This window comes from Ralstonia nicotianae (genome assembly GCF_018243235.1).
Classification (GTDB): domain Bacteria; phylum Pseudomonadota; class Gammaproteobacteria; order Burkholderiales; family Burkholderiaceae; genus Ralstonia; species Ralstonia nicotianae.
On record NZ_CP046675.1, the window covers coordinates 134467 to 161463 of the forward strand.

General features: G+C 68.9%; 1 protein-coding gene. It reads left to right on the forward strand.

Translation table 11 applies throughout. The annotated features are described in order from the left end of the window. The first annotated feature begins 9 nt into the window (after positions 1 to 9). The gene (locus GO999_RS17260; RefSeq protein ID WP_211907022.1) at positions 10 to 26997 is read left to right on the forward strand and encodes a non-ribosomal peptide synthase/polyketide synthase; all 26988 of its coding nucleotides are present in this window, start codon (positions 10 to 12) and stop codon (positions 26995 to 26997) included.

The window sequence follows — 26997 nt, forward strand, 5'->3', positions numbered from 1 at the left end:
AGGCCGTCTATGTCCAAGAACGATCAAACCCTCCCCCGGGATCCGGACACGCTGGTAGCCCTGCTGGAATCGCTCGCGGCTACCCGGCCTGACGATACGGCCTACGTTTTCCTGCAGGATGGCGACGAAGGCGAGTCGCGGATGACCTACGCCGAACTGCGCGACGCGGCCAGGCGGGTGGCCGTCCATCTGCTGGGAAACGGGTGCGGCCAGGATGATCCGGTGCTGCTGATCTTCAATCCGGGGCTCGATTACATCTGCGCGTTTTTCGGCTGCCTGTATGCCGGCGCCATTCCTGTGCCGGCCTATCCGCCCGCGCATGCCCGCCGGCTGGAGCGATTGCAGGCGGTGGCCGTTGACGCGGGCGCGCGGTTCGCGCTGACCGTCAGCGAGGAGCTGTCGAGGATCGCGTCATTTGAAACGCAGCAGGGCAAACGATTGCCGGTCGAGCGCTGGCTGGCGATCGACCGGGCGGACAGCGATGCGGGCGACTGGACCGACCCCGGGCTGGACGGCTCGCGCATCGCGTTCCTGCAATACACGTCCGGTTCCACCGGCGCCCCGAAGGGCGTCATGGTGACCCACCGCAACCTGTTCGCCAATGTCGCGGCGATGACCGCCGAGGGGAAGATGGGGCGCGACGAGGTCATGGTCTACTGGCTGCCGCCGTATCACGACTTCGGCCTGATCGGCGGCATCCTGCAGCCGCTGGTGCTGGGCTGCACGGTGGTGCTGATGCGCCCGGCGGCGTTCCTGCTGAACCCCTATCGCTGGCTCAAGGCGATCACCGACTATCGCGCCACGGTGGCCGGCGCGCCCAACTTTGCCTTCGACCTGTGCGTGCGCTCGGTCACGCCGGCACAGCGGGCAACGCTGGACTTGAGCAGCCTGCGTGTGCTCGCCAGCGGCGCCGAGCCGGTGCGCCCGGGCACGCTGGAGAAATTCACCGCGGCCTTCGCGCCGCACGGCTTCAATCCGGCGGCCTGGTTCGCGGCCTACGGCATGGCCGAGGCCACCCTGCTGATTGCGTTCGGCTGGGCCATCCGGTTCCAGGGGCAGCCGAGGTGCCTGCCGTTTTCGCGCTCGGCCCTGCAGAAGGGCATGGCGGTCGCGGCCGATGACGAAGAGGACCGGATCGCCCTGGCCAGCCATGGCAGCGCCCTGACCGGGCACCGGCTCGCCATCGTCGATCCCGAGACGCTGCGGCGCTGCGAGCCCGGCCGCGTCGGCGAGATCTGGGTGAGCGGCCCCAGCGTTGCGCAGGGCTATTGGCGGCGCGACGAAGACAGCCGGCGGAGCTTTGCCGGCGAGATGGCGGAACCGGCCGACGGCGAGCGCTACCTGCGCACCGGCGATCTCGGTTTCCTGCACGCGGGCGAGCTGTACATCTGCGGTCGCCTGAAGGACCTGATCATCCTGAACGGCCTCAACATCTATCCGCAGGATGTGGAGCTGGCCGCGTTCGAGAGCCACGCCAGGCTGCGCGAGAACGGCACCATCGCCTTCGCCGTGGACCGGGACGACACGGAGCAGCTCGTTATCGTGCAGGAGCTGGCGTTTCGCCAGCCGGTGGAGCCCGGCATGTTCGAGTGCATGGCCTCGGCCGTGTCGATGAACGTCGGCGTGACGCCCGACGTCATCGTGCTGGTGAAGGCGGGGGCCATTCCGCGCACGTCCAGCGGCAAGATCCGCCGGCAGCAGTGCCGGGCGGATTTCCTGGCGGACCGCTTGCCGGCGATGGCCCGCTGGGATCGCCCGGTGCTGGCGGCCTCGCCGGTGCCGGTTACGCAGGGGGCGCCGGTTCCGGCGGCGGCCGCGCGCGAGCCCGTCGCGGTGTCGGCCGCGGTGGTCGAAGCCCGGCTGCGCGCCGAGCTGGCCGCGCGGCTGGGGCTGGATGCCGAGGCGATCGATCGTGAACAGCCGTTCGCGTTCTACGGTCTTGACTCGATGTCGGCGGTGCAGCTGGCCGAGGCGCTTTCGGTCTGGATGCGGGTGACGGTCGCGCCGGTGGTGTTCTGGGAGCATCCGAATATTGCGCGGCTGGCGGGCTTTCTGGCCGAGCTGTCCGCTGCCGGACAGGGCGATCGCCATCCGGCCGATGCGGCGCCGGACGCGCCGGTGCAGGCGGCCGACGCGCCGATCGCCATCATCGGCCTGGGCTGCCGCTTTCCCGGCGCGGACGACGCCGACGCATTCTGGGACGTGCTGGCCGGGCAGGTGGATGCGATCGGCGCGGTGCCGCAGGCGCGCCGTGCGGCGGGCACCTTCGATGAGCCGCGCGCCGAGGTTCCGTCGCAGGTGCGTCTGGGGGGCTTTCTCGATCGGGTCGATGCGTTCGACGCGGCCTTTTTCAGCATTTCGCCGCTCGAAGCCGCGCGCATGGATCCGCAGCAGCGGTTGGCGCTGGAAGTGGCCTGGCAGGCCCTGGAGGACGCGGGCATCGCGGCGTCCGGGCTGGCCGGCTCGACCACCGGCGTCTTCATCGGTATCTCCACCCACGACTACGAAAGCCTGCAGGACCGCGCGGGCAGCGAGCTGAGCGTGTATTCGGCCACGGGCAACGCGGGCAGCATCGTGGCCAACCGCTTGTCGTATTGCCTTGACCTGCGCGGGCCCAGCCTGGCCATCGACACGGCATGCTCGTCGTCGCTGGTGGCGGTGCATGCGGCTTGCCAGAGCCTGCGCGACGGCGAGTCGACGCTGGCGCTGGCCGGGGGCGTGAACCTGGTGCTGTCGACGCTGTCGAGTGAGCCGTTTGCCCGCGCCGGGATGCTCTCGCCGGATGGGCGCTGCAAGGCGTTCGACGCCAGCGCCAACGGCTATGTGCGCGGCGAGGGCTGCGGCGTCGTGGTGCTGAAGCGGCTGAGCGACGCGCTGCGTGACGGCGATCCGGTGCGCGCGGTCATCCTGGGCTCGGCGGTGATGCAGGATGGGCGCGGCAACGGCCTGATCGCCCCCAACGGCAGCGCGCAGGCCGCGGTGGTGCGCCAGGCGCTGGCCCGCGCGCGCCTGCGGCCGGAGCAGATCGGCTACATCGAGGCCCACGGCACCGGCACCGCGCTCGGCGACCCGATCGAGCTCAACGCGCTCAAGAGCGTGTTTGCGCATGCGCCCGAGGCGGGCCGCTGCGCGGTCGGCTCGGTCAAGACCAACATCGGCCACCTGGAGGCGGCGGCCGGCGTGGCCAGCCTGATCAAGGTGGTGCTGGCCCTCGAGCACGAGACCCTCCCCGCCAATCTGCATTACCGCGAGCCCAATCCGCATTGCGCGCTGGATGGCAGCGCGCTGTCCATCGTGTCCCGTTCGCAGCCCTGGCCGGGCAACGCGGGCCGCCGGCATGCCGGCATCAGCTCGTTCGGCTTCGGCGGCACCTTGGCCCACATGATCGTGGCGCAGGCGCCGCCCGCCGCCACCGCGCACGGGGCACAGTGGCCCTGGCATCTGCTGAGCTTGTCCGCCAAGACGGCCCCCGCGTTGGAGGCGATGACCGAGGCCGTGGCCGGGCAACTGCGGGACCTGCCGGACGCCGCCCTGGCCGATGCGGCCTATAGCCACCAGGCCGGCCGCAGCGCCTTTGCCTGGCGGCGCATGCTGGTGGCCCGCGATCGCGAAGACGCGGCCGAGGCGCTGCGCGCGCGCGATCCTCGGCGCGTGTTCACGGCGCAGGTGCGGCCGGCCGTGCCGGCACCGGTGGTGTTCATGTTTCCCGGGCAGGGCGCGCAGCAGGTCGGCATGGCGCGCGAGCTGTACCAGGAGATCGCCGCGTTCCGCGCTGTGGTGGATCGGTGCGCGCAGGTGCTGCGCGAGCGAGCGGGATTCGATCTGATCCAGTCGCTCTACGGCGACGGCGACCCCGAGGCGAGCCAGTTGGCGTTGACCCGGACCGAGGCGGCGCAGCCCGCGCTGTTCGTCATCGAGTACGCGCTCGCCCGGCTGTGGATGGACTGGGGCATGAAGCCGGCCGCGCTGATCGGCCACAGTGTGGGCGAATACGTGGCGGCCTGCCTGGCCGGCGTCTTTTCCCTCGACGACGCCCTGGTGCTGGTTGCCGAGCGTGGCCGCCTGATGCAGAGCCTGCCCGCCGGCGCGATGCTGAGCGTGGCGCTGGACGAAGCCAGCCTGCGCGCGCAGCTGGATGGGACGCTGGCCCTGGCCGCGGTCAACGGCCGCCAGCGCTGCGTGGTGGCCGGCGAGACAACGGCGGTCGCGGCGCTGGAGCGCCGGCTGGATGCCCAGGGCATCTCGCATCGGCGCCTGGCGACTTCGCACGCGTTCCATTCGCCCATGACGGAGCCGATCCTGCCGGCCTTTGCCGACAGCGTGGCCCGGCTCACCCTGCGGGCGCCGGCGATTCCCTTCGTGTCCAACCTGACCGGTGCCTGGATCGAGCCGGCCCAGGCCACCGACCCGGGCTACTGGGCGGCGCATCTGCGCGGCACGGTGCGCTTTGCCGATGGCCTGCAGACGCTGATGCAGGGCGGGCCGCACGCCTGGATCGAGGTGGGCCCGGGCCAGACGCTGAGCGCGCTGGCGCGCCTGTGCGCGGGCGACGCCCTCGTGCTGCCCTCGCTGGGCGGCGGCGAGGGCCCCAAGTCTGATCTCGCGGTGCTGCTGGGCAGTGCCGGGCAGCTCTGGCTGACGGGGCAGGCGCTCGACTGGCGCGCGCTCTATGCCGGCCAGCAGCGCCGCACGCTGCGCCTGGCTCCCTATCCTTTTCAACGCGAACGCCATTGGCTCGATGCGCCTGCCGCTCCCCAGCAGGATGCGCAGGCGTCTGTCGAGCCCTCCCGTGCCGTCACTTCCATGCCTGTTGCCGCCGCCATGTCCTCGTCCGTTTCCAATTCCGCCAGCCGTGCGCAAGCGATTCAGGGTGCCCTGCGAGGCATGGTCGCCAAGATGCTGCATGCCGACGTTGCGCGGGTCGATCCCGACTTGCCGCTGCTGGAGCTGGGCGCGGACTCGCTGATGATGGTGCAGGCCATCGGCAGCATCGAACAGACCTACGGTGTGACGGTCACCGTGCGCCAACTGTTCGAGGAACTGACGACCATCGCCGCCATCGCCGACTACGTGGATCGGCAGATGCCCCGCGAGGCACGCGTTGAGGCGGCAGCGCAGGCGCCGGCCACGGTGCCGGCGGCTGCCGTGATGCCGATGGCGACACCGATGCCCGCACCGGCACCCGCCGCGCCGGTGGCCGCGATCGCGGTCGATGCGCGGCCGGACGTCGTGCCACCGCTTGCCGCGATTCCCGCGCTCCCGCAGTCGTCGCTGGAGCGGCTGCTGAGCCAGCAGCTCGACGCGCTGTCGCAGCTGACGGCCCGGCAACTGGCCTTGCTCCAGGGCGGCCCGGTTGCTGCCACGGCCGGTGTGCCGGCAGCGGTGGACGGCGGGACATCGCCTGTTGTGCCCGCTACCGTGCCGGTTGTTGCACCGGCACCGGCGTCCACCGCCGCACCGGGCGGCGCGCACAAGCCTTACGTGCCCTACCAGCCCGTCAGGGTCACCGCCAAGGCCGATCCGTTCGCCGGCTTGAGCGCGAGGCAGCGCGCCTATCTGGACGGCTTCGTCGCGCGCTACACCGAGCGCACCCGCGGCTCCAAGGCGCTGGTGCAGCGCTACCGGCCGGTGCTGGCCGACAACCGGGTCTCGGCCGGCTTCCGGTTCTCCACCAAGGAGATGCTCTATCCGGTCGTCAGCGAGCGCTCCGAAGGCGCCTATCTCTGGGACCCGGACGGCAACGCCTACATTGACCTGACCATGGGCTTCGGCGTGAACCTGTTCGGCCATCGCCCGGCCTTTGTGCAGGAAGCGCTCGATGCCCAACTGAAGACCGGCCTGGAGCTGGGGCCCCAGACCCGCCTGGCCGGCGAGGTGGCGGAGCTGGTCACCCGGCTGACCGGCCTGGAGCGCGTGGCGTTCTGCAACTCCGGCACCGAGGCGATCATGCTGGCCCTGCGCCTGGCCAGGACGGTGACCCGGCGCGACAAGATCGTCGTGTTCGCCGGCTCGTATCACGGCTGGAGCGACGACACGCTGATGGTCGCCGACGGCGCCGGCACCGTGGCGATGGCGCCCGGCCTGCAGCCCGGCGCATCCGCCCACACCATCGTGCTCGACTACGGCGCGCCCGAATCGCTGGCACGCATCCGCGAGCACGCGCACGAGCTGGCCGCGGTGCTGGTGGAGCCGGTGCAGAGCCGTCGCCCCCACTGGCAGCCGCGCGAGTTCCTGCACGCGCTGCGCGAGCTGACGCGCGAGCACGACATCGCGCTGATCTTCGACGAAATCATCATGGGCTTCCGCCTGCATCCGGGCGGCGCGCAGGCCTGGTACGGCATCGAGGCCGATATGGCGACCTACGGCAAGGTCATCGGCGGAGGCATGCCGGCGGGGATGGTGGCCGGGTCGGCCGCCTATCTCGATGCGGTGGATGGCGGCCAGTGGCGCTACGGCGACGCCTCGTACCCGCAGGCGGACACGACCTTCTACGCGGGCACCTTCTGCAAGCATCCGCTGATGCTGGTGGCGGCCCGCGCGGTGCTGCAGCGGTTGGCGCAGGAGGGCCCCGCGCTGCAGGAGACCCTCAACGCGCGCACGGCCGAGCTGGTCCGCCGCCTCAACGGGGTCTTCGCCGATGCGCGGGTGCCGGTGCGCGCGGTGCACTGCGGCTCGTCGTTCCGCCTCCTGGAGGCTTCGCCGAGCATCGATCTGCTTTATTACCACCTGCTCGCCGGCGGCCTGTACATCTGGGAGGGGCGCGGCATGTTCCTGTCCACGGCGCACAGCGATGCGGATGTGGACCGGGTGGTCGAGATTTTCGCGGACAGCGTGCGGGCCATGCTCGACGGCGGTTTCTTCGAGGACGGTGCGCCGACGCCTCCGTCCGGCGGCGGGGGCCGTTCGCCGTTCGCGGCGGCGCGCGTCGGTGGGCCGGCGTCAACCGAGACACCTGTGGCGCCTGCGGTGGCCGAGGCCGCCGTTGCCCGGCTGTCGGCCGCGCCGGTGCCGCCCGCAACCGGGGGCGGCATCCGCTTCGGCATCTCGTTCTTCGGCCACTATGCGTCCGGCTACGATGCGCAGAAGTATCGGCTGCTCTTCGAGGCGGCCCGCTATGCCGACGCCGGCGGCTTTTCTTCGCTGTGGCTGCCGGAGCGGCATTTCCATGCGTTCGGCGGGCTCTCGCCCAATCCTTCGGTGCTGAGCGCCGCGCTGGCGCGCGAAACATCCCACATCCAGCTGCGCGCGGGCAGCGTCGTGCTGCCGCTGCACCATCCGGTGCGGGTCGCTGAAGAGTGGTCGATGGTGGACAATCTCTCGCAGGGCCGGGTGGGCATCGCCTGCGCGTCCGGCTGGCATCCGAACGACTTCGTGTTCGCGCCGGAGGCGTTCGGCAGCCATCGCGAGCTGATGTTCCAGCGCATCGAGCAGATCCAGGGGCTCTGGCGGGGCGAGCCCCTGCGGGTGCGGGACGGTTCGTCCAGGGAGATCGAGGTCAAGCTGTTCCCGATGCCCAGGCAGCCGGAGCTGCCGATCTGGATCACCATCGTGGGGAATCCGGATACCTACCGCCGTGCCGGCGAGATCGGCGCGGGCATCCTCACCAACCTGATGGGACAGACCGTCGAGGCGCTCGAGCGCAACCTCGCGCTGTACCGCCAGGCCTTGGTCGAGCACGGCCACGGCGTGGAGCGCAGCCGCGTCAGCGTGCTGCTGCACACCTTTGTCTGCGAGGATGCCGCCGAGGCGCGCGCCGTTGCCCGCGCGCCGTTCATCCACTACCTGCGGTCGTCGGTGGGCCTGTTCCAGAACATGGTCGACAGCCTGGGCCTGCAGGCGGACGTGAGCACGCTCAGCGAGGACGACCGCGACTACCTGCTGTCGGTGGCGTACGAGCGCTACGTGGAGCACAGCGCGCTGATCGGCAGCCCGGCCACGTGCCGGGCCCTCGTGGAGCGGCTGCAGGCGATCGGCGTGGATGAGATCGGCTGCTTTATCGATTTCGGCGTCGACCCCGACACGGTCCTGGGCCGGCTCGACCAGCTGGCGCTTCTGAAGCAATCCTTCGAGACGGCGGCGGCGGACGATGGTGCCGCCGAGCGCTATCCGCTGGTGCCGGCCCAGAAAGGCATCTGGTTTGAGTGCCAGATCAGCCACGAGGCGGCCCTCAGCTACAACACCACCACCGTGCTGGGTTTGCGCGGCGCGCTGGATCATGCGGCGCTGGCCCGCGCGCTGCAGCAGGTCGTCGACCGGCATGCCGCGCTGCGCAGCGTGGTCGAGGCCGACGGCGAGCATCAACGCGTGCTGCCGGCCGTGGAGGTCGGGCTGCCCCTGGTCGATTTCTCGCGGGAGGCCGACCGCGACGTGGCGATCGGGCAATGGTTCGTCGACAACAACCATCGGCCGATGGACCCCGGGCACGGCCCGCTGGTCCGCGCCTGCCTGCTGCGCAAGGGCGAGGCCGAGCACCTGCTGGCGATCACCTTCCACCACGTCATCATCGATGGCTATTCGCAGGAGATCGTGCTGCAGGAGCTGGCCGCATGCTACCGGGCGGCCTGCCGCGGCGGCGCGCCCGGGCTGCCTGCCGCGAGCCCTTTCCGCGAGCAGGTGGAGCGGCATCAAGCCTACCTGCGCAGCGATCGGTATCAGCAGGATCGCGCCTATTGGCGCGGGCAATTCGGCAGCCTGCCGCCGTCGCTGGAGCTGTCGGGCCGGCATGCCCGGCCGTCCGCGCCGAGCCATCGGGCCCGGCGCCACCATCTGACCATCGACGGCGAACGCTACGCGCGGCTGCAGCAGCTCAGCCGCAAGCTGGGCGGCACGTTGTTCATGACCATGCTGGCGGGCGTGGCCGTGCTGTTGCAGCGGCTGTCGGGGCAGGCGCAGATGGTGATCGGCGTGCCGATGGTGGTCGGCCGTGCCGAGGGCAGCGAGGCCAGCCTGGTCGGCTGCACGCTGAACCTGGTCCCGGTGCGCTGCGACGGCTCGGGCGACCCTTCGTTTGCCGAGTTCCTGGGGCGGATCAAGCGCTCGGTGCTGGAAGCCCATGCCCATGCCGACTATCCGTTCGGCCACCTGCTGCGCGATCTCGACCTGCGCGCCAGCCAGCGGCGTCCGCTGGCGCCGGTGCTGTTCAACCTCAATCGCTCGCTGGCGCTGCCGCAGTTCGACGCGCTGCAGGCATGGCTGGAGCAGAGCCCCATCAGCTTCAGCCCGGATGACCTGACGATCGACGTCATGCAGTTGCCTGACCGGTTGCAGGTCATGTTCCAGTATCAGGAGGTGCTGTTCGAGCACGAGGCGATCGAGCGGATGGCCGCGCAGTTCGTGCAATTGCTCGATGGAATCGTCGCCGATCCGGCCTGTTCGATCGGCAGGCTGGCGTTGCTGAGCGCGGAAGAGCGGCGGCAGATCGTCGACGTTTGGAACGCCGGAGAGCCTGTTCCGGAGCCATCCGAAACCTTGCATGCCGTGTTCGAGGCCCGGGTTCGCCGCACGCCGGAAGCGATTGCGGTGGAGCACGAAGGCTGGCGGGTGAGCTACGCGGAATTGAACGCACGGGCTAACCGTGTGGCGCACGTGCTGATCGGTTTGGGTGTGGGCCCGGATGCGCGAGTGGGGCTGTGCGCGGAGCGAAGTGTGGAGCTGGTGGTCGGGCTGCTGGGGATATTGAAGGCAGGCGGAGGATATGTCCCGCTGGACCCGTCGTATCCGCAGGGTCGTCTGGCCTACATGCTGGAGGACAGCGCTCCGGTGGCAGTGCTGGCGCAGTCGAACACACGCGAGCAGTTGGGGGCACTGTCGGTGCCGGTGTTGGATCTGGAGAACCCGCTGGAAGGCGAGGCCGAGCACGATCCGCAGGTGACGGGCCTGGAGCCGAACCACCTGGCCTACGTGATCTACACCTCCGGCTCGACGGGCCAGCCCAAGGGCGTGCTGGTCGAGCACCGCCAGGTCGCCCGGCTGTTCACGTCCACCCAGCCGTGGTTCGGGTTCGGTGCGGAGGACGTATGGACGCTGTTCCATTCGTTCGCCTTCGACTTCTCGGTGTGGGAGCTGTTCGGCGCGCTGTTGCATGGCGGCCGGCTGGTGGTGGTGCCGAAGCTGACGGCGCGCTCGCCGCAGGCGTTCTACGCGCTGCTATGCGAGGCCGGGGTGACGGTGCTGAACCAGACGCCGAGCGCGTTCCGTCAACTGATGGCGGCGCAGCAGGAGGCGCCGGCGGCGCGGCACCGGTTGCGCCAGGTGATCCTGGGCGGGGAAGCGCTGGATGTGGGCGCACTGCGTCCGTGGTACGAGTGCGCCGAGAACGCCGGGACGCAACTGGTGAACATGTACGGCATCACGGAGACCACGGTCCACGTGAGCTACCGGGCGCTGGATGTGGCCGATGCGCAGGGCACGGGCAGCCCGATCGGTCGGCGTATCCCGGACCTGCGGGTGTACGTGCTGGATGCGCACGGCGAGCCGGTGCCGGTGGGGGTGACAGGGGAGATGTACATCGGCGGCGCCGGTGTGGCACGCGGTTATCTGAACCGTCCGGAGCTGACGGCAGAGCGCTTCGTGGTGAACCCGTTCCACGGCGAAGGCCGTGAGCGGATGTACAGGACAGGGGACCTGGCACGCTGGTTGCCGGACGGTAGCCTGGAGTACCAGGGTCGGGCGGATGCCCAGGTCAAGCTGCGCGGCTTCCGGATCGAGCTGGGCGAGATCGAGGCAAGGCTGTCGCAGTGTACGGGCGTGCGGGAAGCCGTGGTGACGGTGCGCGAGGACGTGCCGGGCGAGCAGCGGCTGGTGGCGTACTACGTGAGTGGTGAGGCAATTGAAGCCCAGGCGCTGCGCGAGCAACTGCAGGGCAGCTTGCCGGCGTATATGGTGCCGGCTGCTTACGTGAGGCTGGCGCACTTGCCGCTGACGTCGAACGGCAAGTTGGACCGCAAGGGCTTGCCGGCCCCGGAAGGCCACGCGTATGCGAGCACGGCCTACGAAGCGCCGCAAGGCGAGGTGGAGCAGACGCTGGCGGGCATCTGGCAAACGCTGCTGGGCGTGGAGCGCGTAGGCCGTCACGACGATTTCTTCGCACTGGGTGGTCACTCGCTGCAGGCCGTACGGCTGGTGACGCAGGTACGCGTGCAACTGGGCGCGGAGCTTGGTCTGACGGCGCTGTTCGCACAGCCAAGTCTGAGCGCGGTGGCACAAGCGATCGTACGAGGACAGGGCAGCGCACTGCAGGCGATCACGGCGGCCGACCGCAGCGAGGCGCTGCCGCTGTCGTTCGCGCAGCAACGGCTGTGGCTGCTGGCGCAGATGGAAGGCGGCAGCGAGGCGTACCACATCCCGGTAGGCCTTCGGCTGAAGGGCGAACTGGACGAGGATGCACTAGGTCGCGCGCTGGACCGGATCGTGGCGCGGCATGAGGCGTTGCGCACGCGTTTCGAGGTGCGGGAAGGGCAAGCGATACAGCGCGTGGCATCGGCGGACGTCGGCTTTGCACTGGACCGGGTGGACCTGCAAGGACAGGCCGACAGGGAGCAGACATTGGCGGCGCTGTCGGAGCGGGAAGCCAATACCCCGTTCGACCTGGAGCAAGGCCCGCTGATCCGGGGCTGCCTGGTGACGCTGGGCGAGCAGGAACACGTGCTGCTGATCACGATGCACCACATCGTGTCGGACGGCTGGTCGCAGGGCGTGCTGGCAAGGGAGCTGGGCGCGCTGTACGAGGCCTATCGGTCGGGCGGCGAGGACCCGCTGCCGGCTTTGCCGATCCAGTACGCGGACTACGCAGTCTGGCAGCGCCGATGGCTGGAGGGCGGGGAGCTGCAAAGGCAGGGCGCGTATTGGGAACAAGCTTTGGCCGGTGCCCCGACGCTGCTGAGCCTGCCGACGGACCGGGCACGGCCGGCGCAGCAGGACTACGCGGGCGGCTCGGTGGAAGTGGTATTCGACGAGACGCTCAGCGCCGACCTGAAGCGGCTGAGCCAGCGACACGGAACAACGCTGTTCATGACGGTGCTGGCAGGTTGGTCAGCGCTGCTGAGCCGCCTGTCGGGTCAGGAGGAAGTGGTGGTGGGCTCGCCGGTGGCGAACCGCACACGCAGCGAGGTCGAGGGCCTGATCGGCTTCTTCGTGAACACGCTGGCACTGAGGGTGGACGTCGGCAGCGCGACGGTATCGGAGCTGCTGGACCGGGTGAAGGCAAAGGTGCTGGAGGCCCAGGCACATCAGGACCTGCCGTTCGAGCAGGTGGTGGAGCGGGTGAAGCCAGTGCGCAGCCTGTCGCACAGCCCGATCTTCCAGGCCGTGTTTTCCTGGCACAACACCGAGGCGGTCGACCTGTCGCTGCGCGCGCTGTCATTGGAGAGCCTCGCCCGCGAGAACGCTACGGCGAAGCTCGATATCCAGCTGGAGCTGGCGGAAGCGGACGGGCGGATCGTGGGCACGCTCAACTACGCCACCGCATTGTTCGAGCGGTCCACCGCGCAGCGCTATGCGGACTACCTGCGGCGCATGCTCCAAGCCATGGTGGCCGACGACGGCCAGCAGGTGGGGCGGATCGCGCTGCTCGGCGAGGCGGAGCGCGCGCAGGTGCTGCAGGCCTGGAACGCAACGGAGCGTGCGTGGCCCGCGGCGACGCTGCCGGCCTTGTTCGAGGCCCAGGTCATGCGCACCCCCGACGCCGTGGCGCTCAAGCACGCAGACCAGCAGGTGAGCTACCGTGAGCTGGATGCCCGGGCCAACCGCCTGGCCCATCATCTACGGGAGCTGGGCGTGGCGGCCGATGTGCTGGTGGGACTGTGCGTCGACCGTTCGATCGAGATGATCGTGGGGCTGCTGGGCATCCTCAAGGCCGGCGGCGCGTATGTGCCGCTGGACCCGGACTATCCGCAGGCGCGCCTGGCCTACATCTTCCAGGACGCGATGCTGTCCGTGCTGGTCAGCAAGCGGGCGCTGGCACAGCGGCTGCCGATCGCCTGGACGCAGGTCGTCGAGCTCGATGACGCGGAGCCGGCCTGGGCCGACTATCCCCCGACGCCGCCGCAGGTCCGGGGCGAGCCGGGGCAGTTGGCCTATGTGATCTACACATCCGGCTCGACCGGCCAGCCCAAGGGCGTCGCGGTCACCCATCAGGGCTTGGCGAGCCTGGTGTATTCGCAGTGCGAGCGCTTTGGCGTGAGCAGTCAGTCCAGGGTGCTGCAATTTGCCTCGATTAGTTTCGATGCGGCGGTCTCCGAGATCGGCATGGGGCTGCTCTGCGGCGCGTGCCTGGTGCTGGCGCCGGCGCAGGCGTTGATGCCCGGGGCCGCGTTGACGCACCTGCTTGATCGCGAGCGCATCACCCACGTCACCCTGCCCCCGGCGGTGCTGGCGCTGATGCCCGAACAGGCCCTGCCGGCGGACTGCCATCTGATCGTCGCGGGCGAGGCGTGCCCGGCGTCGCTGGTGCGCCGCTGGTCAGAGGGACGCACCATGATCAACGCTTACGGTCCGACCGAGGCAACGGTCTGCGCGACCATGAGCCGAGCGCTGACCGCTCAGGACGCACCGTCGATTGGCGGGCCGATCGGCAACGTTCGCGTCTATGTCCTGGATGCCTATCTACAGCCGGTGCCGGTGGGGGTGACCGGCGAGCTCTATATCGCGGGTTCGGGCCTGGCGCGCGGCTATTGGCAGCGCGCCGGCCTGACCGCCGAGCGGTTCATGGCCAATCCGTTTGCCTCGGGCGAGCGGATGTACAAGACGGGGGACCTTGGGCGCTGGTTGCCGGACGGCAGCCTGGAGTACCAGGGCCGGGCGGATGCCCAGGTCAAGCTGCGCGGCTTCCGGATCGAGCTGGGCGAGATCGAGGCGAGGCTGTCGCAGTGCACAGGGGTAAGCGAGGCCGTGGTGACGATGCGCGAGGACGTGCCGGGCGAGCAGCGGCTGGTGGCGTACTACGTAAGCGGCGAGGCAATCGAAGCGCAGACGCTGCGCGAGCAGCTACAGGCCAGCCTGCCGGAATACATGGTGCCGGCTGCCTATGTGAAGCTGGAGCACCTGCCGCTGACGCCGAACGGCAAGCTGGACCGCAAGGGGCTGCCGGCTCCAGAAGGCCAAGCGTATGCGAGCACGGCCTACGAAGCGCCGCAGGGCGAGGTGGAGCAGACGCTCGCGGGCATCTGGCAAACGCTGCTGGGCGTGGAGCGCGTGGGTCGCCACGACGACTTCTTCGCGCTGGGCGGTCACTCGCTGCAAGCCGTGCGGCTGGTGGCCCAGGTGCGCACGCAGCTGGGCGCGGAGCTTGGTCTGACGGAGTTGTTCGCGCAGCCAAGCCTGAGCGCGGTGGCGCAGGCGATCGTGCGAGGTCAAGGCAGCGCGCTGCCGGCGATCACGGTGGTGGATCGCGGCGAGGCGCTGCCGCTATCGTTCGCGCAGCAGCGGCTGTGGTTCCTGGCGCAGATGGAAGGGGGCAGCGAGGCGTACCACATCCCGGTAGGCCTTAGGCTGAAGGGTGAGCTGGATGAGGATGCATTGCGTCGCTCGCTAGACCGGATCGTGGCGCGGCACGAAGCGCTGCGCACGCGCTTCGTAACGGAGGAAGGGCAAGCGGTACAGCGCGTGGCATCGGCGGACGTTGGCTTTGCACTGGACCGTGTCGATCTGCAAGGACAGGCCGACAGGGAGCAGGCATTGGCGACGCTATCGGAGCGGGAGGCCAATACGCCATTCGACCTGGCGCACGGTCCACTGATCCGAGGCTGCCTGGTGAAACTGGGCGAGCAGGAGCACGTGCTGTTGATCACGATGCACCACATCGTGTCGGACGGCTGGTCACAGGGCGTGCTGGCGCGGGAGCTGGGCGCACTGTACGAAGCCTATCGATCGGGCGGTGAGGACCCGCTGCCGGCCTTGCCGATCCAATATGCGGACTACGCAGTCTGGCAGCGTCGATGGCTGGAGGGTGCGGAACTGCAAAGGCAGGGCGCGTATTGGGAACAAGCCTTGGCCGGTGCCCCGGCGCTGCTGAGCCTGCCGACTGATCGGGCACGGCCGGCGCAGCAGGACTACGCGGGCGGCTCGGTCGAAGTGATATTCGACGAGACACTCAGCGCAGGACTGAGGAAGCTGAGCCAGCGGCATGGAACAACGCTGTTCATGACGGTGCTGGCCGGTTGGTCGGCCCTGCTGAGCCGGCTATCGGGCCAGGAAGAGGTGGTGGTGGGCTCGCCGGTAGCCAACCGCACGCGCAGCGAAGTGGAGGGCCTGATCGGCTTCTTCGTGAACACGCTGGCACTGAGGGTGGAGGTCGGCGGCACGACGGTATCGGAACTGCTGGGCCGCGTGAAGGCAAAGGTGCTGGAAGCCCAGGCCCACCAGGACCTGCCATTCGAGCAGGTGGTGGAACGAGTCAGGCCGGTGCGCAGCCTGTCGCACAGCCCGGTGTTCCAGGCCGCACTGTCGTGGCTGAACACCGAAGCGGTAGGACTGAGCCTGGAACTGGCGGGTCTGACGATCGAGGGCGTGGACGCCGGTCAGGCCGCAGCCAAGTTCGACCTGACGCTGGAACTGAGGGAAACATCGGAAGGCCTCACCGGCTCGCTGGACTATGCGACGGCGCTGTTCGATCGGGAAACGGTCGAGCGTTACCTGGGCTACCTGCAGCGGTTGCTGGCGGCGATGGTGGAGAACGACAGCCAGCAGGTGAGCCGGATCGCGCTGCTGGACGAGGACGAGCGCGTACGGCTGCTGGAGTCGTGGAACGAGACGGCGGCGCCGTACCCGGAGGCCTCGACGATCCACGGCCTGTTCGAGGCCCAGGTTCGCCGCACGCCAGAGGCGATCGCGGTGGAGCACGAAGGCCAACAGGTGAGCTACGCGGAACTGAACGCACGGGCAAACCGGGTGGCGCACGCGCTGATCGGTTTGGGCGTAGGTCCGGATGCGCGGGTGGGTCTGTGCGCGGAGCGAAGCGTGGAACTGGTGGTCGGGCTGCTGGGGATATTGAAGGCAGGCGGAGGATACGTGCCGCTGGACCCGTCATATCCGCAGGATCGTCTGACCTACATGCTGGAGGACAGCGCCCCGGTGGCCGTGCTGGCGCAGTCGAACACACGCGAGCAGTTAGGGGCACTGTCGGTGCCAGTGCTGGACCTGGATGGACCGTTGGAGGAAGCCGAACACGATCCGCAGGTGACGGGCCTGGAACCACACCACCTGGCCTACGTGATCTACACCTCGGGCTCCACCGGCCGCCCCAAGGGCGTGATGAACGAGCACCGTGGCGTCGTCAACCGGTTGTGGTGGGCGCAGCAGACCTACCGTCTGGATGCCAGCGACCGGGTATTGCAGAAGACCCCTTTCGGCTTCGATGTGTCGGTCTGGGAACTGTTCTGGCCTCTGCTGGCAGGCGCCCGTCTGGTGATGGCTCGGCCGGAAGGCCATAAAGACCCGGCCTATCTGGCCGCGACGATCGAGCAGGCGGGGATCACCACGTTGCACTTCGTGCCATCGATGCTGCAACTGTTCCTGGACCAGGTGGAGGCCGGGCGCTGCCAGGGCCTGCACCGCATGCTGTGCAGCGGCGAGGCCTTGCCGCATGCCTTGCAGCAGCGCAGCCTGGCGCGCTTCCCGCACTCGGAACTGCATAACCTGTACGGCCCGACCGAGGCGGCCATCGATGTCACCGCCTGGCGATGCAACGCAGAGAGCCATCCGGGCGTCGTACCGATCGGCCGTCCGATCGCGAACACGCAGATTTACGTACTGGACGCGTATCGGCAACCGGTGCCGTTGGGCGTAACCGGTGAGATCTATATCGGCGGCGCCGGCGTCGCGCGCGGCTATCTGAACCGTCCGGAGCTGACGGCGGAGCGCTTTGTTGTGAACCCATTCCACGGCGAAGGCCGCGAACGGATGTACCGGACGGGAGACCTTGGGCGCTGGTTGCCGGACGGCAGCCTGGAGTATCAGGGCCGAGCGGACGCCCAGGTGAAGCTGCGCGGCTTCCGGATCGAACTGGGCGAGATCGAGGCGAGGCTGTTGCAGTGCGCCGGGGTAAGCGAGGCGGTGGTGGCGGTGCGCGAGGACGTGCCGGGCGAGCAGCGGCTGGTGGCGTACTACGTAAGCGGCGAGGCAATCGAAGCCCAGACGCTGCGCGAGCAACTACAGGCCAGCTTGCCGGAATACATGGTGCCGGCCGCCTACGTGAGGCTGGAGCGCTTGCCGCTGACGCCGAACGGCAAGCTGGATCGCAAGGGCTTGCCGGCCCCAGACGGCCAAGCGTATGCGAGCACGGCCTACGAAGCGCCGCAGGGTGAGGTGGAGCAGACGCTCGCAGGCATCTGGCAAACGCTGCTGGGCGTGGAGCGTGTGGGCCGTCACGACGACTTCTTCGCGCTGGGCGGCCACTCGCTGCAAGCCGTGCGGCTGGTGGCCCAGGTGCGCACGCAGCTGGGCGCGGAGCTGGGGCTGACGGAACTGTTCGCGCAACCAAGCCTGAGCGCGGTGGCGCAGGCGATCGTGCGAGGTCAAGGCAGCGCGCTGCCGGCGATCACGGTGGCGGATCGCGGCGAGCCGCTGCCGCTATCGTTCGCGCAGCAGCGGTTGTGGTTCCTGGCGCAGATGGAAGGGGGCAGCGAGGCGTATCACATCCCAGTGGGGCTGAGGCTGAAGGGCGAGCTGGACGAGGATGCATTGCGCCGCTCGCTAGACCGGATCGTGGCGCGGCACGAAGCGCTGCGCACGTGCTTCGAGGTGCAGGAAGGGCAAGCGGTACAGCGCGTGGCATCGGCAGACATGGGGTTGACGCTGGACTGGGCCGACCTGAGCGCGGAGGCAGCATCAGAGCACCAGCTCGGCTTGCTGGCCGAGGCGGAGGCGCGAGCTGCGTTCGATTTGGAGCAAGGCCCACTGATCCGAGGCCGCCTGGTAAAGCTGGGCGAGCAGGAACACGTGCTGCTGATCACGATGCACCACATCGTGTCGGACGGTTGGTCGCAGGGTGTGCTGGCGCGCGAATTGGGCATGCTGTACGAGGCCTATCGATCGGGCGGTGAGGACCCGCTGCCGGCCTTGCCGATCCAATACGCGGACTACGCGGTCTGGCAGCGCCGATGGCTGGAGGGCGGGGAACTGCAAAGGCAGGGCGCGTATTGGGAACAAGCCTTGGCCGGTGCCCCGACGCTGCTGAGCGTGCCGACCGACCGGGCGCGGCCACCACAGCAGGACTATGCCGGCGGCTCGGTCGAAGTGATATTCGACGAGGCGCTTAGCGCAGGGCTGAGGAAGCTGAGTCAGCGACACGGAACGACGCTGTTCATGACGGTACTGGCCGGTTGGTCGGCATTGCTGAGCCGCCTGTCTGGCCAGGAAGGGGTGGTGGTGGGCTCGCCGGTGGCGAATCGCACGCGCAGTGAGGTGGAGGGCCTGATCGGCTTCTTCGTGAACACGCTGGCACTGAGAGTGGAAGTCGGCAGCGCGACGGTATCGGAGTTGCTGGGCCGAGTGAAGTCACGGGTGCTGGAAGCCCAGGCCCATCAGGATCTGCCATTCGAGCAGGTCGTGGAGCGAGTCAGGCCAGTGCGCAGCCTGTCGCACAGCCCGGTGTTCCAGGCAGCGCTGTCGTGGCTGAACACGGAGGCAATGGTGCTGAAACTCGATGGGCTGACCATCGAACACCTGGCCGACGAGAGCTACACCGCAAAGTTCGATCTCTCCCTGGCCTTGCGCGAACATGACGGACGGATCGCGGGCTCGCTGGACTACGCGACGGCACTGTTCGACCGGGAAACGATCGAACGCTACCTGGGCTACCTGCAGCGGTTGCTCAAGGCGATGGCCGCCGACGATAGCCAGGAGGTGAACAGGATCGCGCTGCTGGACGAGGACGAGCGCGCGCAGCTGCTGGATTCGTGGAACGAGACGGCGGCGCCGTACCCGCAGGCCTCGACGATCCACGGCCTGTTCGAGGCCCAGGTTCGCCGCACGCCAGAGGCGATCGCGGTGGTGCACGAAGGCCAACAGGTGAGCTACGCGGAACTGAACGCACGGGCAAACCGTGTGGCACACGCGCTGATCGGCTTGGGTGTCGGCCCGGATGCGCGGGTGGGCCTGTGCGCGGAGCGAAGCGTGGAGCTGGTGGTCGGGCTGCTGGGAATCCTGAAGGCAGGCGGAGGCTACGTGCCGCTGGACCCGTCGTATCCGCAGGATCGTCTGACCTACATGCTGGAGGACAGCGCCCCGGTGGCCGTGCTGGCGCAGTCGAACACACGCGAGCAGTTGGGGGCACTGTCGGTGCCGGTGTTGGACCTGGAGAGCCCACTGGAAGGCGAGGCCGAACACGATCCACAGGTGACGGGCCTGGAACCACACCACCTGGCCTACGTGATCTACACCTCGGGCTCCACCGGCCGCCCCAAGGGCGTGATGGTCGAACACCGTGGCTTGAGCAACCTGCTGGACTGGTACCTGGAGGACTTGGGGCTGCGCAGCGACGACACCGTGCTGCTGGTCTCCTCATACAGCTTCGATCTCACCCAGAAGAACATCCTGGGGCCGCTGCTGGCGGGCGGGCGCCTGCACCTGGCCGGGCCGTTCGTGCCCGACGCGCTGGTCGCGCAGATCCGTCGCGAGGGCATCACCCATATCAACCTGTCGCCCAGTGCCTTCCATGCCTTGATCGACGCCGCCGGCGCCGAGGGGCTGGGCGGGTTGCGACGGGTGGTGCTGGGCGGGGAGCCGATCCAGCCGGCCAGGTTGCAGGGCTTGCCGGAGCCCAGGCCGCGCTTCATCAACAGCTATGGCCCCACCGAGTGCAGCGACGTGGTGGCGTGGCACGCGCTCGATGCCGAACTCGATCGCTACCGCGCCGCGAGCGTTCCGCTGGGCCGTTCCGTGCGCAACGTGAGGCTGTACGTGCTGGACGCGCATCGTCAGCCGGTCCCCACCGGCGTGGCCGGAGAAATCTACGTCGGCGGCGCGGGCGTGGGGCGCGGCTATCGAAACCTGCCGGAGCTGACCGGGGCCTGCTTCCTGGCCGATCCGTTCCACGGCGAAGGCCAGGCGCGGATGTACAAGACCGGCGATCTGGGCCGCTGGCTCGCGAACGGCAGCCTGGAGTACCTGGGCCGCAGCGACGACCAAGTGAAGCTGCGCGGCTTCCGCGTCGAGCTGGGTGAAATCGGCGCCAGCCTGGCGCGCTGCGACGGCGTGCGCGAAGCGGCCGTGCTGGCCCGGGAGGATGCTCCCGGCGAACCGCGCCTGGTCGCGTACTACGTCGCCGAGCCCGGTGCCGAGGTGGAGGCTTCGGCATTGCGCCGGCACATGCAGGCGCAGTTGCCGGAGCACATGGTGCCGGCTGCCTACGTGAGGCTGGAGCACCTGCCGCTTACGCCCAACGGCAAGCTGGACCGCAAGGGGCTGCCGGCTCCAGACGGCCAAGCGTATGCGAGCACGGCCTACGAAGCGCCGCAGGGCGAGGTGGAGCAGACGCTCGCAGGCATCTGGCAAACGCTGCTGGGCGTGGAGCGCGTGGGTCGTCACGACGACTTCTTTGCGCTAGGCGGTCACTCGCTACAGGCCGTGCGGCTGGTGGCGCAGGTGCGTACCCAACTGGGTGCGGAGCTCGGGCTGACGGAGCTGTTCGCCCACCCAAGCCTGAGCGCAGTGGCCCAAGCGATCGTGCGAGGACAGGGCAGCGCGCTGCCGGCAATCACGGTGGCGGATCGCAGTGGACCGCTGCCGCTGTCGTTCGCGCAGCAACGGTTGTGGTTCCTGGCGCAGATGGAAGGGGGCCGCGAGGCATACCACATCCCGGTGGGGCTGAGGCTGAAGGGCGAGCTGGACGAGGATGCATTGCGCCGCTCGCTGGACCGGATCGTGGTGCGGCACGAGGCGCTGCGCACGCGCTTCGAGGTGCAGGAGGGCGCGGCAGTGCAGCGCATGGCCCCGGCAGATGTTGGACTGACGCTGGACTGGGTCGACCTGAGCGCCGAGGCAGTGCCGGAGCACCAGCTCGGCTTGCAGGCTGAGGCGGAGGCGCGAGCCCCGTTCGACCTGGAGCAAGGCCCGTTGATCCGAGGCCGCCTGGTAAAGCTGGGCGAGCAGGAACACGTGCTGCTGATCACGATGCACCACATCGTGTCGGACGGCTGGTCGCAGGGCGTGCTGGCGCGGGAGTTGGGCTCGCTGTATGAGGCCTATCGATCGGGCGGCGAGGACCCGCTGCCGGCCTTGCCGATCCAATACGCGGACTACGCGGTCTGGCAGCGTCGGTGGCTGGATGGTGCGGAACTGCAAAGGCAGGGCGCATATTGGGAACAAGCCTTGGCCGGTGCCCCGACGCTGCTGAGCCTGCCGACGGACCGGGCACGGCCGGCGCAGCAGGACTACGCGGGCGGCTCGGTGGAAGTGGTATTCGACGAGACGCTCAGCGCCGACCTGAAGCGGCTGAGCCAGCGACACGGAACGACACTGTTCATGACGGTGCTGGCAGGTTGGTCGGCGCTGCTGAGCCGCCTGTCTGGCCAGGAAGAGGTGGTGGTGGGCTCGCCGGTAGCGAACCGCACGCGCAGCGAAGTGGAGGGCCTGATCGGGGTCTTCGTGAACACGCTGGCACTCAGGGTGGAGGTCGGGGGCGCGACGGTCTCGGAACTGCTGGGGAGCGTGAAGGCAAAGGTGCTGGAAGCCCAGACCCACCAGGATCTGCCATTCGAGCAGGTAGTGGAGCGGGTCAGACCGGTGCGCAGCCTGTCGCACAGCCCGGTGTTCCAGGCCGCACTGCTGTGGCAGAACACGGAAGCGCTGGTGCTGGAACTCGATGGGCTGACCATCGAACACCTGGCCGACGAGAGCTACACCGCAAAGTTCGATCTCTCCCTGGCCTTGCACGAGCACGGCGGCCGGATCGCAGGCTCGCTGGACTACGCGACGGCGCTGTTCGATCGGGCGACGGTCGAGCGCTACCTCGGCTATCTGCAGCACCTGTTGCAGGCGATGGCGGCGGACGATGCCGCCGAGATCGGAAAGGTCTCCCTGCTGCCCGAAGCGGAACGCCATCAGCAGATCGATGGATGGAACCGGACGCAGGCGGCGTACGCGAGCGCATCGACGCTGCCCGGCCTGGTGGAGGCCCAGGCGGCCCGCACGCCGGACGCGATCGCGGTGGAGCACGGCGCATCGACGCTGAGCTACCGGGAGCTGGACCGCCAGGCAAACCGCCTGGCACATCGGCTGATCGCGCAGGGCGTGGTCCCGGATGCGCGGGTGGGGCTGTGCGTGGAGCGCGGGCTGCCGATGGTGATCGGCGTGCTGGGGATCCTGAAGGCGGGCGGGAGCTACGTGCCGCTGGACCCGTCGTATCCGCGGGATCGTCTGGCGTACATGCTGGAGGACAGCGCACCGGTGGCGGTAGTGGCGCAGTCGGGCACGCGGGATCGTCTGGGCGATCGGCCGGTGGCGGTGGTCGACCTGGACGAGGCGAGCTGGCAGACCGAACCATCGCATCGGCCGGAGGTGGCGGGGCTGTCGTCGCATCACGCGGCGTACGTGATCTACACCTCGGGCTCGACGGGGCGGCCGAAGGGTGTGACGGTGGAACACCGGCAGGTGGTGAACCTGCTGGAGTCGATGCGAGGCCTGCTGGCGATGAGGGAGGCGGACCGCTGGCTGGCGGTGACGACGCTGGGCTTCGACATCGCGGGGCTGGAGCTGTATCTGCCACTGATCAGCGGCGCGGTGGTGATCGTGCTGGACCGGGAGGTGAGCCGGAACGCGCAGTCGCTGTCGGCGGCGCTGGAGGGCAGCGGCGCGACGGTGATGCAGGCGACGCCGTCGACGTGGCGGTTGCTGCTGGAGTCGGGCTGGTCAGGGCGGCCTGGGCTGAAGGCGCTGTGCGGAGGGGAGGCGCTGCCGGGTGAGTTGGCGGGCAGGCTGAGGGCGCGAGTGGGCCGGCTGTGGAACGTGTACGGACCGACGGAGACGACGATCTGGTCGTCGGCGAGGGAGGTGGATGCAACGGATGCAGGGCAGGGCGTCGTACCGATCGGCCGGCCGATCGCGAACACGCAGATGTACGTTCTGGATGGGCATCAGCAGCCGGTGCCGTTGGGGGTGACCGGTGAGATCTATATCGGCGGCGTCGGCGTCGCGCGAGGCTATCTGAACCGTCCGGAGCTGACGGCAGAGCGCTTCATGGAGAACCCATTCCACGGCGAAGGCCGCGAGAGGATGTACAGGACGGGAGACCTTGGGCGCTGGTTGCCGGACGGCAGTCTGGCGTACCAGGGCCGAGCGGATGCCCAGGTGAAGTTGCGAGGCTTCCGGATCGAGCTGGGCGAGATCGAGGCGAGGCTGTCGCAGTGCGCCGGGGTAAGCGAGGCGGTGGTGGCGGTGCGCGAGGACGTGCCGGGCGAGCAGTGGCTGGTGGCGTACTACGTAAGCGGCGAGGCAATCGAAGCGCAGGCGCTGCGTGAGCAGCTACAGGTCAGCTTGCCGGAATACATGGTGCCGGCCGCCTACGTGAGGCTGGAGCGCTTGCCGCTGACGCCGAACGGCAAGCTGGACCGCAAGGGCTTGCCGGCCCCGGAGGGCCAAGCCTACGCGAGCACGGCCTACGAAGCGCCGCAAGGCGAGGTGGAGCAGACGCTCGCAGGCATCTGGCAAACGCTGCTGGGCGTGGAGCGTGTGGGTCGTCACGACGACTTCTTTGCGCTGGGCGGCCACTCACTACAAGCCGTGCGGCTGGTGGCGCAGGTGCGCACGCAACTGGGCGCGGAGCTTGGGCTGACGGAACTGTTCGCCCAGCCAAGCCTGAGCGCGGTGGCACAAGCGATCGTGCGAGGACGGGGCCGCGCACTGCCGGCGATCACGGTGGCGGATCGCAGTGGACCGCTGCCGCTATCGTTCGCGCAGCAGCGGTTGTGGTTCCTGGCGCAGATGGAAGGGGGCAGCGAGGCGTACCACATCCCGGCAGGCCTTCGACTGAAGGGTGAGCTGGATGAGGATGCATTGCGCCGCTCGTTGGACCGGATCGTGGCGCGACATGAAGCGTTGCGCACGCGCTTCGTCGCTGAGGACGGACAGGCCGTGCAGCTCATCGTACCGGCAGACGTCGGGCTGACGCTGGAGTGGGTCGACCTGAGCACCGAGGCAGTGCCGGAGCACCAGCTCGGCTTGCTGGCCGAGGCGGAGGCGCGAGCCCCGTTCGACCTGGAGCAAGGCCCACTGATCCGAGGCCGCCTGGTGAAGCTGGGCGAGCAGGAACACGTGCTGCTGATCACGATGCACCACATCGTGTCGGATGGCTGGTCGCAGGGCGTGTTGGCAAGGGAGTTGGGCACGTTGTACGAGGCCTATCGATCGGGCGGTGAGGACCCGCTGCCGGCCTTGCCGATCCAATATGCGGACTACGCAGTCTGGCAGCGCCGCTGGCTGGAGGGCGGGGAACTGCAAAGGCAGGGCACGTACTGGGAACAAGCGCTGGCCGGCGCCCCAACGCTGCTGAGCCTGCCGACCGATCGGGCGCGGCCACCACAGCAGGACTATGCCGGCGGTTCGGTCGAAGTGGTATTCGATGCGGAACTGAGCACCGGGCTTAGGACGCTGAGCCAGCGGCATGGAACAACGCTGTTCATGACGGTGTTGGCAGGTTGGTCGGCCCTGCTGAGCCGCCTGTCGGGCCAGGGAGAGGTGGTGGTGGGCTCGCCGGTGGCGAATCGCACGCGCAGTGAGGTGGAGGGCCTGATCGGCTTCTTCGTGAACACGCTGGCACTGAGGGTGGAGGTCGGCGGCGCGACGGTATCGGAGCTGCTGGAGAGGGTGAAGGCAAAGGTGCTGGAAGCCCAGGCCCACCAGGACCTGCCATTCGAGCAGGTCGTGGAGCGGATCAGGCCAGTGCGCAGCCTGTCGCACAGCCCTGTGTTCCAGGCCGCGCTGTCGTGGCTGAACACGGAAGCGGTAGGACTGAGCCTGGAGCTTGAGGGACTGACGATCGAAGGTGTGGGCGCCGGTCAGGCCGCGGCGAAGTTCGACCTGACGCTGGAACTGAGGGAAACATCGGAAGGCCTCACCGGCTCGCTGGACTACGCGACGGCGCTGTTCGACCGGGCCACCATCGAACGCTACCTGGGCTACCTGCAGCGGTTGCTCAAGGCGATGGCCGCCGACGATAGCCAGGAGGTGAACCGGATCGCGCTGCTGGACGAGGGGGAGCGCACGCAACTGCTGGAGTCGTGGAACGAGACGGCGGCGGCGTACCCGCAGGCCTCGACGATCCACGGCCTGTTCGAGGCCCAGGTTCGCCGCACGCCAGAGGCGATCGCGGTGGTGCACGAAGGCCAACAGGTGAGCTACGCGGAACTGAACGCACGGGCAAACCGTGTGGCACATGCGCTGAGGCGTCTGGGCGTAGGCCCGGATGCCCGAGTGGGTCTGTGCGCGGAGCGAAGCGTGGAGCTGGTGATCGGGCTGCTGGGAATCCTGAAGGCAGGCGGAGGCTACGTGCCGCTGGACCCGTCATATCCGCAGGATCGTCTGGCCTACATGCTGGAGGACAGCGCCCCGGTGGCCGTGCTGGCGCAGTCGAACACACGCGAGCAGTTGGGGGCACTGTCGGTGCCAGTGCTGGACCTGGATGGACCGTTGGAGGAAGCCGAACACGATCCGCAGGTGACGGGCCTGGAACCACACCACCTGGCCTACGTGATCTACACCTCGGGCTCCACCGGCCGCCCCAAGGGCGTGATGGTCGAACACCGTGGCTTGAGCAACCTGCTGGACTGGTACCTGGAGGACTTGGGGCTGTGCAGCGACGACACCGTGCTGCTGGTCTCCTCATACAGCTTCGATCTCACCCAGAAGAACATCCTGGGGCCGCTGCTGGCGGGCGGGCGCCTGCACCTGGCCGGGCCGTTCGTGCCCGACGCGCTGGTCGCGCAGATCCGTCGCGAGGGCATCACCCATATCAACCTGTCGCCCAGTGCCTTCCATGCCTTGATCGACGCTGCCGGCGCCGAGGGGCTGGGCGGGTTGCGACGGGTGGTGCTGGGCGGGGAGCCGATCCAGCCGGCCAGGTTGCAGGCCTTGCCGGAGCCCAGGCCGCGCTTCATCAACAGCTATGGCCCCACCGAGTGCAGCGACGTGGTGGCGTGGCACGCGCTCGATGCCGAACTCGATCGCTACCGCGCCGCGAGCGTTCCGCTGGGCCGTTCCGTGCGCAACGTGAGGCTGTACGTGCTGGACGCGCATCGTCAGCCGGTCCCCACCGGCGTGGCCGGAGAAATCTACGTCGGCGGCGCGGGCGTGGGGCGCGGCTATCGAAACCTGCCGGAGCTGACCGCGGCCTGCTTCCTGGCCGATCCGTTCCACGGCGAAGGCCAGGCGCGGATGTACAAGACCGGCGATCTGGGCCGCTGGCTCGCGAACGGCAGCCTGGAGTACCTGGGCCGCAGCGACGACCAGGTGAAGCTGCGCGGCTTCCGCGTCGAGTTGGGTGAAATCGGCGCCAGCCTGGCGCGCTGCGATGGCGTGCGCGAAGCGGCCGTGCTGGCCCGGGAGGATGCTCCCGGTGAACCGCGCCTGGTCGCGTACTACATCGCCGAGCCCGGTGCCGAGGTGGAGGCGTCGGCATTGCGCCGGCACATGCAGGCGCAGTTGCCGGAGCACATGGTGCCGGCTGCCTACGTGAGGCTGGCGCACCTGCCGCTCACGCCCAACGGCAAGCTCGATCGCCGTGCCTTGCCCGCACCCGCCGCCGATGCCTACGCGCGCCGCCGCTACGTGGCGCCGCAAGGCGACGTGGAGACGATGCTGGCCGAACTCTGGCAAGACCTGCTCGGCGTGGAGCGCGTGGGCCGCCACGACGACTTTTTCGAACTGGGTGGCCATTCGCTGCTGGCGATGAGCCTGATGGCGCGGATGGACGAGCTTGGCCTATCCGCCGACGTGCGCGTGCTGTTTACCCAGCCGACCTTGGCGGGCCTGGCTGCGGAAGTGGAACCGATGGAGATTGTGCTGTGA